Raw genomic sequence first — 12,868 nt, forward strand, 5'->3', positions numbered from 1 at the left:
GCCGCGGGTCCCACCCGCGGCCCCCCCGCTCGAAACGCCATCCCCGGGCACCCGCCGCGGGCTGCCCGGGACGGCCCGCAGAACACGACGACGCCGCGCGGCCCAGGTGGCCACGCGGCGTCGTCGTCATGTCAGGGAGGCTCAGGCGTTCGCGGCGCGCGCCTCATCGTGGAGCATCCACTGGTCGGGACCGAAGATCTCGTAGTGAATGTTGCGCCCCGGCACACCCTTCTCGATGAGCTGCGAGCGCAGCGCCTTCATGAAGGGCAGGGGGCCGCACATGAACGCGTTGGTGTCCTCGTCCACGTCCAGGTCCACGTCCGCGATGTTCATGAAGCCCTCGTGGTCGCCCTCACCGGGGGTCTCCATCCAGGTGATCATCGTGGCGTTGGGCAGGCTGTCCACGAGACGCTCCATGATCTGGCGGCCGGGCCAGCGTTCCTTGGAATGATCCGCGTGCAGCACGGTGACCTTGCGCTGCGAACCCTCCTTGGCCAGGCGGTCCAGGAACGCGACGATGGGTGTGGTGCCGATGCCGGCCGAGGCCAGCACGAGCGAGCCGTGGCCCTCGTCCAACACCACGTCACCGTAGGGGTTGGAGATCTCCAGGACGTCGCCCTCGTTGATGTCCTCGTGCAGGATGGGCGTGACCTCGCCGTGGGGATCCTTGCGGATCACCACGCGGCGGTGGCCCTCCTGGGAGGGCACCAGTGTGAACTGGCGGGGCTGGCGGATCCCGTCCTTGACCTTGACCTGGATGGTCACGTACTGACCGGGGATGGAGCGGGTCAGCGGGGTGTCGTCCGCGGGTTCGAACTCGAACGCCACCACGCCTTCGGCAATGTCCTCCTTGGACACGAGTTTGAAGGGCGCGAACATGACGTCATTGGCCTGCTGACCGTAGAGGCCCTTCTCGAGCTTGATCAGCGCATCCGCCATGAGCCAGTACACCTCGTCCCATGCGGCCACGACCTCGGGGGTCGCGGCGTCACCCAGGTCCGCGGCGATGGCCCCGAACAGGTGCTCATGGACGGTGGGGTACTCCTCGGGCAGCAATCCCAGGGACGCGTGCTTGTGGGCCACGCGCGAGAGCACCTCGTCCGGGTAGGAGTCCGGGTGGTTGAGCAGGTGCGAGGCGAAGGCCGCGATGGAACCGGCAAGCGCCTGCGGCTGGGTGCCGTTCTTCTGGTTGGAACGGCTGAACATGCCGTCCAGCAGATCGGGGCGGGCGTTGAACATGGACTTGTAGAACTCGGGGGTGATCGCGGGGATCCGCTCGGCGATCACGCCGATGGTTTGCTCGATGACCGGGCGGGACTTCTGGGACAGCATGATGATTTCCTCTCATCGCGGTGTGACGAGAGTCAATTTAGCATTTGAAATGCACGTTAAAGAACCGACGCTCCACCCCTGGTGGCGGGGGTTCGCACGCTCGGGGGACGCAGCCCCAGTTGCACCGCGATGGGGCCCACCTGGCGGGGGTTCACGAGGTCCGCGATGGTGATGCCGTCCAGTTCCCGGTAGAAGGCCTCACGCGCCCCGGCCAGGGCCCGGCGCAGCCGGCAGCCGTGGTTGAGCGGGCACGCGGCCTCGTCCGCCTCGCACTCCACGATCGCGGTGTCCGCCTCCAGGATCCGCAGCACCTGGCCCACACTGGCCTCCCGGCCCTCGTCCGTGAGCATGACCCCGCCAGCGCGCCCGCGTTGCGAGCACAACAGGGACATCCCGCGCAGTTTGGCCACCGTCTTGGCCACGTGGTTGTACGGCGCCCCCACGCCGTCCGCGATGCGCTGCGTGGACATCATGGTGTCCGGGGGCAGCCCCCCCATGAGCAGCAGCACCCGCAGCGCGATGTCAGAAAAAGCTGTCAGCCGCACAGTTGTCCCTTCGTCACCGGCCCGCCCTCAGCCCACCGATGACGACGCCGCGCGGCCGGTCTGGCCGCGCGGCGTGATCATACAGGATGGCCCCGACCGCGTGACAACGCGGATCGGGAGACCGGCGTCAGCTGTTGCGCAACCGGTCCTCGAGCCCGGCGCGCTGTTCGAGGATCACCTCGGGCACGTCGCCGAGGCGCGCGAACCACTCGTCGATCCCGGGCAGTTCGTTGAGCCACTCGTCCTTGTCCACGCGCAGCGCGGCCTCGAGATCGGCGTCGGAGATGTCCAGGCCGGTCAGGTCCAGGTCCTCCTTGCCCGGGACCACACCCACGGGGGTCTCGTGTCCCTCCGCGGTGCCCTTGAGGCGTTCGACGATCCACTTGACCACGCGGGAGTTCTCCCCGAAGCCGGGCCACGCGAAACCGCCCTCCGGGGTGCGGCGGAACCAGTTGACGTAGTAGATCCGCGGCATGTTCTCCTCGCCCACGCGGGCTCCGGTGTCCAGCCAGTGCTCCAGGTAGTCATTGGCGTTGTAGCCGATGAACGGGAGCATGGCCATGGGGTCACGGCGCACCACACCCACGGCGCCCTTGGCGGCCGCGGTGGTCTCGGAGGACAGCGTGGCTCCCTGGAAGACGCCGTGTTCCCACCCGAAGGACTCGGAGACCAGGGGCACGGTCGTCTTGCGGCGGCCACCGAAGATGATCGCGGACAGCGGCACACCTTCGGGGTCGTCGTACTCGGGGGCCAGGATCTCGACCTGCTTGATGGGGGTGCAGAACCGGGAGTTGGGGTGCGCGGCGGGGCGGCCGGACTCGGGGGTCCAGTCGTTGCCCTTCCAGTCCGTGAGGTGCTCGGGGATGTCGTCGGTCATACCCTCCCACCACACGCCGCCGTCGTCGGTCAGCGCCACGTTGGTGAAGATGGTGTTGCCGCGTTCGATCGCCCGCATGGCGTTGGGGTTGGTGGACCACCCGGTGCCGGGTGCCACACCGAACAGGCCGGCCTCGGGGTTGACCACGCGCGGGGTGTGGTCCTTGCCGAAGCGGATCCAGGCGATGTCGTCCCCGACCATCTCGGCCTTCCAACCCTCGATGGTGGGCTCGAGCATCGCGAAGTTGGTCTTGCCGCACGCGGAGGGGAACGCCCCCGCGATGTAGTGGGACTCCCCCTGCGGGTCGGTGATCTTGAGGATGAGCATGTGCTCAGCCAGCCAGCCCTCGTCATGGGCGATCGCCGAGGCGATGCGCAGCGCGTAGCACTTCTTGCCCAGCAGTGCGTTGCCGCCGTAACCGGAGCCGAAGGACCAGATGGCCCGGTCCTCGGGGAACTGCACGATGTACTTGGCGGGGTTGCACGGCCACGGCACGTCCTGCTCGCCGGGCTGCAGCGGGGCACCCAGGGAGTGGACGCACTCCACGAACTCCGCCTTGTCGCGGGACATCCTCTCGAGGACGGGCGTGCCGATCGTGGCCATGATCCGCATGGAGCACACCACGTAGGGCGAGTCCGTGATCTCCACGCCGTACTGGGGCTTCTGGGCGTCCAGGGAACCCATCACGAACGGGATCACGTACATGGTGCGGCCGCGCATGGCCCCATTGAAACGCTTGGTCAGCGTCTCCTTCATGGCCGTGGGGTCTTCCCAGTTGTTGGTGGGACCGGCACCCTTCTCGGTCTTGGTGCAGATGAACGTGCGCTCCTCCACGCGGGCCACGTCCTCGGGGTCCGAGAACGCCGCGAAGGAATTGGGGAGCTTCTCGTCCGAGAGCCGGACCAGGGTGCCCGCCTCCACCATGAGGTCGGTGAGCCGGGTCCACTCGGCTTCCGAACCGTCTGCCCAGTGGATGCGATCCGGCTGGGCCAGCTCGGCGATCCCACGCACCCAGTCCACGAGCTCCCGGTAATCCGTGGGGGGATTGTCCAGGGACTGCTGGACCTCGCGGTTTAGGGCGGTGGTCCCGGTGGTTGCTGTGCCGTTGTCAGCCATTGACATGTCTCCTCGTTGAGGCCGTCGTACGTGCCGCTTCCCGCCGAGGTGCGCCGCCCGTTCATGCTTGCCACGTCACTGTGGAACGGTTCCGGGGGCCGACCTCGCAGGGGGTTGCGCGCGGGTGTGCCTGGAGTCTATCGCGGGGGTGGCCTTCCGGAACGCGAGTTACACCACATCGCGGCCCCGACCACACGGCTCGGACCGCCCAGCCGCCCCGGCACCGCGAGGGCACCGCTCCGGCGCGATTTGTCGCCGGGCACCGGCGGGTGTAAGTTATTACCCGTTGCAAGGGCCTTGGCCGTTGCTTCAGGAGCGCCTGTAGCTCAACGGATAGAGCATCTGACTACGGATCAGAAGGTTGTAGGTTCGAATCCTATCGGGCGCACTTCTTGTCGGACCCCGCATCCCCCAGGATGCGGGGTCCTTCTCATTCACCGCCGCGCCTCGGTATCAGGATCGGCTCCAGGATCGAGGTACCGCCGTGTCCCCTCTCACGACCCCTGTTCGTCGTCTCGCCCTGGGCGCCGCGGCGCTCGCGCTGGCTCTCACGGGGTGCGCGGCTCCCACCGATTCGGCGGCACCCTCCCCATCCGCCTCCGCGACCACGAGCGCTGCGGCCCCGACGACGACGCCCGCCGCGCAGTCACCGTCCCCCACCCGGGGCACGGAAGACGCGACGTCCCCCGCGGCGGCGTCGTCCCCGCAGGACGCCACTGATCATGCGGCGGCCGGGACCGCGCTGGCCGCGCTCGGGGACCTGCCCGTGAAGGGGCGCGCGCCCAAGACCGACTACTCGCGGGACCAGTTCGGCCCGCGCTGGGCGGACACCGATCACAACGGCTGCGACACTCGCAACGACATCCTGCGCCGGGACCTCACGGGGATCGCCGTCAAGCCGGGGACGCACGGGTGCAACGTGAGCTCCGGGGCGCTCGAGAGCCCGTACACCGGAGAGACGATCGACTTCGTGGCCGGGCAGGCCACGAGCTCACAGGTGCAGATCGATCACGTGGTCGCACTGTCGGACGCGTGGCAGAAGGGCGCGCAGCAGCTCGACGCCGCGCGGCGCACCGAACTCGCGAACGACCCGCTCAACCTGCTCGCCGTGGACGGGCCGAGCAACAACACCAAGTCGGACGCGGACGCCGCCACGTGGCTGCCGCCGCGCACCGGCGAGCGCTGCGAGTACGTGGCCACCCAGATCGCGGTCAAGCAGCGCTACGAGCTGTGGGTCACCGACGCCGAGAAGAACGCCATGGTGCGCGTGCTCGACACGTGCCCCGAGCAGCCGCTGCCCGAAGCGCGTCCCATCCTGGATCCCGCGGACTCACCCGCGGCTCCCGTGACCGAGGCGCCGGCTGCGCAAGCGGCAGCGGCCGAGGCGCCCTCGACTCCGGAGGCATCGGCTCCTGTGGCACCAGCTCCGGCCGCACCCGGTGCGGGCGCGGGATCCGATCCTGCGGACGCTGCCGTCGCGGAGGCCGAGGCGCCCGGTGCGGGAGCTCCGGGCGTTCCGGGTGCGGACGTCTACTTCTCGCGGTGCGCCGAGGCGCGCACGGCGGGGATGGCCCCGCTCTACGCCGGCACGCCGGGGTACCGTCCCGGCTTGGACGGCGACGGCGACGGCGTGGCCTGCGAGTCCAGGAGCTGAGCACCGGCTCGGGGTGAACTCCACACCCGAGGGGGCTCCGCATGAGCTCCATGCCCGCGGCGCATGGAACCGTGCGGGTTCTAGACCCCCGGGGTGTGGAAGCGCGTGAGGCGGGCGTCGGCGCCGTCGAGCACGGCCCAGTCCCCGGGGACCTCGAGCACCGCGGTGCCCCCGGTCGGGAAACCCGTGGCGGCCTCCATCATGGCGTCCTGGTCCGAGTCACGAGAGGCCAGGCGCAGGACGGTGTCCAGCACCCCGGGCATGTGGGCGACCACCATGAGGGTGCGCACGGTTTCCGGGGCGTGGTTCACGGCCGCGATGATCTGCGCGTCCGTGGCGTCGTAGAGCCCGTCCCACAACTGCGGCGTGGGGGCCTTCTCCCCGAGTTCGTGGCACACCCACGTGATGGTCTGGCGGGTGCGCAGCGCCGGGGACACCAGGATCATGTCCGGCGCGGCATGTTCGGCCAGCCACCGTCCCGCGTCCGCGGCCTCACGGGCACCGCGCGTCACCAGGGGGCGGTCGTGGTCCGGGACGTCCCGCGGGAAGTCCGCTTCCCCGTGCCGCATGATCACCAGGTGCTTGAGGTCGTGGGGTGCCATGGGCCCCAGTGTGTCACGGCGGGGTGCAGCCCGGTCACGGAAGCAACGCGACGGCGCGCTCCCGGGTGAGCGCGGTCTCGCGACTGAGGAGGATCAGATGGAGTACTCGGGCGCGGCCCACACGACGACCTCGGGGTGGTCGTAGAACCGGTACCCCTGACCGCGAACGGTGCGCACGGTGTTGGCCAAGCGACCCAGCTTGGAACGCAACCGCCGCACGTGCACGTCGATCGTGCGCTCGGAGGGGACCTCCTCGGCGTCACCCCACAGGCTGTCGAGCAGCTCGGTGCGACCCACGGTGCGGGTGCCGTTCTCCACGAGGTAGTTGAGCAGTTCGAACTCGCGGTGGGTCAGGTTCAGCAGCTCCCCGTCCAGGAACACTTCGCGGCGGGAGAGGTCGATCAGCACGCCCACCCGCTGACGGTCAATCGCACTCCCGGCACCGGCCGCGGGCAGCGGCGCAATGGGTTCGATCACCGGGTCCGAGAACGTGGGGTCACCCAACGCGCTGCGCACGACTTCGAGATCCGTACCTTCCGCGTGCACCGGGGCGAGGGCCACGGCGGCGTAGGAATCGGACTCGGGGACCGCGGAGCTGATGAACTGGCGGACGTCCTGCACGAGCTGCACGAGGTTGATCCCGCGGTCGGCGGCGGCTTGCTCGTCCACGCCCACGTAGATCACGAAGCCGCGGGCCTCAGTGGGCTGCTGCCCCGCGCCCGATTGACGTTCCAGGCGTGAATCGGCACCGTGTTCGGCGGCGACGGAACGCAGGTGTCGGAAATCCTCAGCGGTCCCCACCATGCGATGCGCCCCGCGGGGTCGGGCCGTGGACTGGGCTCCACCCAGTCGGTGTCGCTGCGAGATGTGGACGTAACCCGGTGCGCCTGACATTCGAACCCCTGCCTCGTGATGCCCCCGTTCCCATGAATTCCCTGGAAAACGGCATTATCATCATGTTCTGCGACGCGCGGCTGGACTGGCAAGTAATATATGGGTTTTTTTCTCACATAGTGAGACCTACTCTTGATTCACGCGATCCCATGGCGAAATGGATTGCATTCTCGCCGAGATGAGGGGCTACTTCCCCGCTCGAGATGCTTCCCGAGAGCCGACGAGCGGGGCCTCAGTGCGCGACGCCGTACAGGCGGTCGCCCGCATCCCCGAGGCCGGGAACGATGTACGCGTTCTCGTCCAGTCGTTCGTCCACGGACGCCAGCACCACATTGACCTCGCTGTCGTCCAGTTCCCGGGTCAACCGGTCGAGGCCCTCGGGCGCCGCCAGCAAGCACACGCACGTGATCTGTTCGGCACCGCGGCGGTAGAGGAACTTGATGGCCTCGCTCAGCGTGCCACCCGTGGCGAGCATGGGATCGAGCACGTACACCTGACGGCCCGTGAGATCGTCCGGCAGCCGTTCGGCGTACGTGATGATGTCCAGCGTGGTGTCGTCACGCGCCATCCCCAGGAACCCGACCTCCGCGGTGGGGATCAACCGGGTCATCCCCTCGAGCATGCCCAGCCCCGCGCGCAGGATGGGCACCACGAGCGGCCGCGGGTACGCGAGCGCGATCCCCTGGGTCTCGGCCACCGGGGTCCGTACCGTGACCGGCTCCACGCGCACGTCCCGGGTCGCCTCGTACGCCAGCAGGGTGACCAGTTCCTCCACCAACAACCGGAACACCGGGGAGGAGGTGTCCTTGTCGCGCAGCACACTCAGTTTGTGGGCGACCAGGGGGTGATCCAAGACAGTGACTCGCATACCTCAGAATCTAGCAGCCGCCGCAGGGCCCGCGGACGTCACGGATTCATCACACGCCGGGGAAGATCAGCCGAGGGGACGAGGACGTGCCATAGGGTCATACGGGAGACTCGACATGGTTCTGCGCACGGCAATCCTCGGAAGGGACACCTGAATATGACGGCTCCGGTTCTCGAAACGGAGAATTTGGTCAAGATCTACGGCAGAGGAGAAACCCGCTTCGACGCCCTCAAGGGCATCAACCTGGAGATCGGCAAGGGCGAGTCCGTTGCGGTGGTGGGAAAATCCGGTTCGGGCAAATCCACTCTCATGCACCTGCTGGCGTTGCTGGACGCCCCCACGCACGGCGTCGTGGCCCTGGAGGGCAAGCCCACCGGAGATCTGAATGCCAAAGAACTCAACGAACTGCGCAATTCCGCGTTCGGTTTCGTGTTCCAGCAGTTCTTCCTGACCCCCAATCAGAGCGTGTTGGAAAACGTCACGCTCCCTCTGAAGATCGCGGGTGTTCCGGCCGGTGAGCGCAAACGCCGCGGCATGGAAGTCCTCGACCAACTGGACATGGCGGACAAGGCCGAGAACAAGGCCACCGATCTTTCGGGTGGTCAGAAACAGCGCGTGGTGATCGCGCGAGCCCTGATCAACGAACCCTCCGTGATCTTCGCGGACGAGCCCACCGGGAACCTGGACTCGGCAACGTCCCGGGTTGTGGAGGACATCCTCTTCGGGCTCAACCGGGACAAGGGCATCACCCTGGTGATCGTGACCCATGATCTGGACCTCGCGCAGCGGTGCTCCCGGCAGATCTACCTCGTGGACGGGCAGATCGTACCGACCCCGGAGGCGGCCACGAACGACGTCGTCGATCGGCAGCCGCGCCGCGCCGCGCACCCGGCGGGCGCCGACGACGCCACCGGGACCGTCCGGATCACCGAGCCCACGACCGGCGAGATGATCACCCTCAGCGAGGCCGACGCCGCCGAGCTCACCCGCGCCGCCCAGGAACCCGTGCGGCCGGGCAAGCACGCCGCCCCTTGGGCCACCAACACCCCACACCGCCCGACCGACCAGCCAGGAGCCACCGCGTGAAATTCCTCGATCTGCTGCGCACGGCGATCGCCAACACGTTCCGGTCCAAGGCCCGCACCATCCTGACCGTGATCGCCATCTTCATCGGTTCCTTCACGCTCACGCTGACCTCGGGCATCGGCACCGGCGTCAACGACTACATCGACAAGACCGTGGCCGCGTTCGGTAACCAGAACGCCCTGTACGTCCAGAAGGTGTCCGAGCGCTCCACCCCCGGCTCCGGCCAGGAGGACGGGCCCACCGAGTACGACCCCGAGCGGGCCAATGTGCAGACGGGGTTCGGTTCGATCGCAGGGCTCACGGACGCCGACATCGACAAGATCAGGGATATCGACGGCGTGGAGTCCGTGGACCCCATGTACATGGTCACGCCCACCTACCTGGAGGCCCCCGACGGCAAGAAGTTCCAGCTGAGCCTGGGCTCCCCGGCGGAAGCGGAAGGGCTGCAGCTGGAGGCCGGTGAGACCCCGGACCGGTCCGCGGACGAGATCCTGCTGCCCGCCTCCTGGGTGGCGCCCCTGGACTTCGACTCCAACGAGGACGCCGTGGGCAAATCCGTGACGATCGCCATGCGCAACGCCGTCGGCGAGACCCGAGCCTTCGACGTCCGGGTCTCCGGCATCAGCCAGGCCTCCCTCGCGGGCGCGTCCACCAGCCCCATTCCCTCGTCGGAGCTGAACAGGAAGCTGTACGAGTACCAGACCTCGGGCTCACCCCGGGAGATGCCCAACACGTACTTCACCGCCACGGCCAACCTGAGCGACAACACCGAGGTGGGCCCCATCAAGTCCCAGCTCGCGGACGACGACATGCTGGGCGTGACGGTCGAGGACCAGCTCGGGATGTTCCGGGCCGTGATCAACGGGATCGTGTGGATCCTCAACTCCTTCGCGATCATCGCGCTGCTCGCGGCCGGATTCGGCATCGTGAACACGCTGCTCATGTCCGTCCAGGAACGCACCCGCGAGATCGGGCTCATGAAGGCCATGGGGATGAGCGGGGGCAAGGTTTTCGGCCTGTTCTCCCTCGAGGCCATCTTCATCGGTTTCCTGGGCTCCGCGATCGGAGCCGCCGTGGGCATGGCCACCGGCAGCATCCTCAGCGGGGTCCTCTCCAACGGGTTGCTTTCCTCGCTGCCCGGGCTGAGTCTGTTCTTGTTCGACCCGCTCAAGATCGTGATCATCATCCTCGCAGTGATGTTCATCGCGTTCCTCGCCGGGACCATCCCCGCCATGCGGGCGGCCCGGCAGGATCCCATCAATGCCCTTCGATACGAGTAATCCCCCCCCACACTCACGCAGTATCACTCGCACGATGCACAGGAAGGACAGTCCTCATGAGCAACGACACCCCCAACAACAACCCGCACAACCCTCCGTACGGTGACCCGGGCGCGACCCAGCCCGTGCCGCCCCAGCCCCTCGGGCAGGGCGCAGTCAACGGCTCGCCCCAGGGGCAGCAGTACGGCATGACCGGCGGCAAGTACGGCACCTCGGAGTACAACCCCAACCAGTACACCGGCACCATGGACCGCCCCTCCACGGTGGACAAGCTGCTCAAGCTGACCCTGGCGTCCCTGGGGCTCTACGTCCTCAACGGCATCATCGGCCTGATCGCGGCGAGCAGCGTGGACTACACCCAGATGTACCGCGACATGGGCCTGAGCACGGAAATGGCCGATCAGAGCGCGAGCCAGATGGCCATGACCACCGGTCCCGTCGCCAGCATCATCAGCCTGATCATCGGACTCGCGCTGTACTTCCTGGTCTACAACGGCCTGAAGAAGGGCAAGAACTGGGCTCGCATCCTGGGCACCGTCCTCGCGGCCATCGCCATCCTGAGCGGAATCTTCGGCCTGTTCGGTGTCTTCATCTACCCCGCGCCGTGGAACATCATCATGGCCATCCTGATGATCGTGAAGGTCGTGGTGGACATCCTGTGGATCGTGACCGCGTTCCGCGCCCCTACCTCCGCGTGGTTCAACCAGAACCGCGTCCAGCGCTGACACAGCGTGGCATTACCGCACACCACCAGGTCCATCCAGCTCTCGGGCTGGATGGACCTGGCTCTGTCAGAGGCTCGCGCCACGGAAGGCACGGGGGACGTGCCGATCGGCGCCGTCGTCCTGGACCCGGACGGCCGGGTCATCGGGCGCGGGTACAACCGCCGCGAGGCTGACGGCGATCCCACCGCCCACGCCGAGGTCCTGGCCCTGCGAAAGGCTTCCCGCGCGCTGGGGTCCTGGCGGCTGGAAGGCTGCACCCTGGTGGTGACGCTCGAACCGTGCGCCATGTGCGCCGGGGCGATCGTGCTGGCTCGGGTGCCCACCGTGGTGTTCGGGGCATGGGACCCCAAGGCGGGGGCGTGCGGATCGGTGTTCGACATCGTACGTGATCCGCGCCTGAACCACTGGGTGGAGGTCACGGGCGGGGTTCGCGAGGCCGAGTGCGCCGCCTTGCTGCACGAGTTCTTCCGGGGCCACCGCAACCCCTGAACCGGGCCGCGCCCAGCCCTGGTTTGGAGGGGTTGCGCCCCGGGCTGTAAAGTGCTGGGAGTTGGTGACGTGTCCGAGCGGCCGAAGGTGCATCACTCGAAATGATGTTTGGTGTCAAAGCCAACGTGGGTTCAAATCCCACCGTCACCGCCAACTGCGAGGCCCCTACTTCCCTTTATTCGCAAGGGAGTAGGGGCCTCGTTCATTCGCCAGAGACGCGCCGTGGACACATTTTGGACACATTGCCCAGCGAAACAGCCGCATCCAGAGCGGCCGCGACAGCGTTTAAGTCCTCATCGAACAGGTCCGCGTAGACGTCCAGCGTCATGGACGCTGACGCGTGCCCGAGCATCCGCTGAACCGCCTTCACGTTCGCTCCGGCCGACACCGCGAACGCGGCCGCAGAGTGCCGCAGATCGTGCGGAGTGACCCGCGGTGCGCCCGCCGCGTCCAGCGCTGACGCGAACCACGAGTAATTGTCCTTGTGTACCCGAGCGGAGCGCAGATACCCGCCGTCCGGCCCCGGGGAACATCAGGTCATCCGGTCCCCGGCCCTCGAGCAGCGTCTCGAGCCGGTCCCCGATGAACCGTGGGAACGGCACAGACCCCGCCTTGTGCGACTTTGGGGTCCCCTCGTGGATCACCCCGCCGACCTCGACCGCGTTGCGGTGCACTGGGCCGCCCCCTTCATTCGGTCCGGTCGCTCTGTGAGTCGTCGGTTTCGAATTGATGGGTGCACTGCAGAGCGTGCTCGGCCCGGGGGTAGGTAGCCGAGCGATGAGTGCCGACGCTGATGGTTGTACTCGGTCTTCCAGTCGCCGATCACGACCTGGGCGTGCAGCAGTGAGTAGAAGCTGTTGATGTTGAGGCACTCGTCGCGGAGTCGGCTGGTGAACGATTCGACGTATCCGTTGTGCCAGGGCGAGCCGGGCGGAATGTAGAACAGGCCGGTGCGGGTGCCCGCCCAGCCGGCCATCGCGTCGCTGATGAACTCGGGCCCGTTGTCGCTGCGGAGCACAGCCGGTGCTCCGCGGACGGCGGCGAGCTCTTCGAGGTGGGCGGTGAGCCTCGGCGGTGATCGACCGCTCCACGAGCCCGCCGATGCATTCGCGGGTGTGCTCATCGACGATGGAGCAGATCTTGATCCGGCAGCCCCGCTCGTCGGCGTCGAACTGGAAGCCCACCGCCCATACGAGGTTCGGTGCGACCGCCGCCGGGGCGTCGACGGTCGAAGACCCAACGCGCTTGCGGCGGCGCCGCTGCGGGACGCGGAGGCCTTCCTCTCGCCAGAAGCGTTGGATCTTCTTGTGGTTCACCGCCCAACCCTCACCCCGGGCGTCGTGATACGCCCGCCGGTACCCGTAGCGGGGATGCTTCTTCGCCCACGCGCGCAGCCAGTC

12 protein-coding genes, 2 tRNA genes and 1 pseudogene are annotated in these 12,868 nt (G+C 67.8%); 7 read left to right on the plus strand and 8 right to left on the minus strand.

Going from position 1 to position 12,868, the window contains the following annotated elements:
- Positions 1-141: 141 nt before the first annotated feature.
- From A5728_RS00080 to A5728_RS00090, 3 genes are all read right to left on the minus strand, one after another.
- Positions 142-1,332, minus strand: coding sequence for a globin domain-containing protein (locus A5728_RS00080; RefSeq protein ID WP_064845130.1), 1,191 nt, complete (start codon positions 1,330-1,332; stop codon positions 142-144).
- Positions 1,333-1,388: 56 nt separating this feature from the next.
- Positions 1,389-1,877 carry an Rrf2 family transcriptional regulator gene (locus A5728_RS00085; RefSeq protein ID WP_064845131.1) on the minus strand — a complete coding sequence of 163 codons (489 nt, stop codon included), beginning with the start codon at positions 1,875-1,877 and terminating at the stop codon, positions 1,389-1,391.
- A 127-nt stretch (positions 1,878-2,004) separates the two neighbouring features.
- Positions 2,005-3,870: a phosphoenolpyruvate carboxykinase (GTP) gene (locus A5728_RS00090; protein WP_064845132.1), complete on the minus strand. Its 1,866-nt coding sequence runs from the start codon at positions 3,868-3,870 to the stop codon at positions 2,005-2,007.
- A gap of 315 nt (positions 3,871-4,185) precedes the next feature.
- On the opposite strand from A5728_RS00090, the gene A5728_RS00095 reads away from it, so the two are divergent.
- Together A5728_RS00095 and A5728_RS00100 are read left to right on the plus strand one after the other, a co-directional pair.
- Positions 4,186-4,258 (plus strand) — tRNA-Arg (locus A5728_RS00095).
- A 96-nt stretch (positions 4,259-4,354) separates the two neighbouring features.
- Entirely contained in the window at positions 4,355-5,524 is a 1,170-nt protein-coding gene (locus A5728_RS00100; RefSeq protein ID WP_064845133.1) for a DUF1524 domain-containing protein, read from the plus strand.
- Positions 5,525-5,604: 80 nt separating this feature from the next.
- On the opposite strand, the gene A5728_RS00105 is transcribed toward A5728_RS00100, so the two are convergent.
- From A5728_RS00105 to upp, 3 genes are all read right to left on the minus strand, one after another.
- On the minus strand, positions 5,605-6,126 hold the full coding sequence (locus A5728_RS00105; RefSeq protein ID WP_064845134.1) for a histidine phosphatase family protein: 522 nt from the start codon (positions 6,124-6,126) through the stop codon (positions 5,605-5,607).
- 93 nt (positions 6,127-6,219) lie between these two features.
- Positions 6,220-7,020 (minus strand): winged helix-turn-helix domain-containing protein, encoded by an 801-nt coding sequence (locus A5728_RS00110; RefSeq protein ID WP_064845135.1) that lies wholly within the window; start codon positions 7,018-7,020, stop codon positions 6,220-6,222.
- 232 nt (positions 7,021-7,252) lie between these two features.
- Positions 7,253-7,888: a uracil phosphoribosyltransferase gene (upp, locus tag A5728_RS00115; RefSeq protein WP_064845136.1), complete on the minus strand. Its 636-nt coding sequence runs from the start codon at positions 7,886-7,888 to the stop codon at positions 7,253-7,255.
- Positions 7,889-8,044: 156 nt separating this feature from the next.
- Between upp and A5728_RS00120 the strand changes: the two genes are divergently transcribed.
- The 5 genes from A5728_RS00120 (at position 8,045) to A5728_RS00140 (ending at position 11,621) form a co-directional block, all read left to right on the plus strand.
- Positions 8,045-8,974 (plus strand): ABC transporter ATP-binding protein, encoded by a 930-nt coding sequence (locus A5728_RS00120; RefSeq protein ID WP_064845137.1) that lies wholly within the window; start codon positions 8,045-8,047, stop codon positions 8,972-8,974.
- Positions 8,971-10,254, plus strand: coding sequence for an ABC transporter permease (locus tag A5728_RS00125; protein ID WP_064845138.1), 1,284 nt, complete (start codon positions 8,971-8,973; stop codon positions 10,252-10,254). Before A5728_RS00120 ends, A5728_RS00125 begins: the two co-directional genes overlap by 4 nt.
- Before the next feature lie 56 nt (positions 10,255-10,310).
- Positions 10,311-10,979, plus strand: a complete 669-nt coding sequence (locus A5728_RS00130) for a hypothetical protein (protein ID WP_064845139.1) — start codon at positions 10,311-10,313, stop codon at positions 10,977-10,979.
- 6 nt (positions 10,980-10,985) lie between these two features.
- Positions 10,986-11,468 (plus strand): tRNA adenosine(34) deaminase TadA, encoded by a 483-nt coding sequence (gene tadA / locus A5728_RS00135; RefSeq protein ID WP_082943114.1) that lies wholly within the window; start codon positions 10,986-10,988, stop codon positions 11,466-11,468.
- Positions 11,469-11,531: 63 nt separating this feature from the next.
- Positions 11,532-11,621, plus strand: a tRNA-Ser gene (locus tag A5728_RS00140).
- Positions 11,622-11,670: 49 nt separating this feature from the next.
- Here A5728_RS00140 and A5728_RS14355 read toward each other — a convergent pair.
- Together A5728_RS14355 and A5728_RS00145 are read right to left on the minus strand one after the other, a co-directional pair.
- On the minus strand, positions 11,671-11,973 hold the full coding sequence (locus tag A5728_RS14355) for a tyrosine-type recombinase/integrase (RefSeq protein ID WP_367405179.1): 303 nt from the start codon (positions 11,971-11,973) through the stop codon (positions 11,671-11,673).
- Positions 11,974-12,155: 182 nt separating this feature from the next.
- A pseudogene (locus A5728_RS00145) lies at positions 12,156-12,868 on the minus strand (IS3 family transposase); the annotation flags it as partial.

The organism is Kocuria sp. ICS0012, assembly GCF_001665945.1.
Lineage (GTDB): Bacteria > Actinomycetota > Actinomycetes > Actinomycetales > Micrococcaceae > Kocuria > Kocuria marina.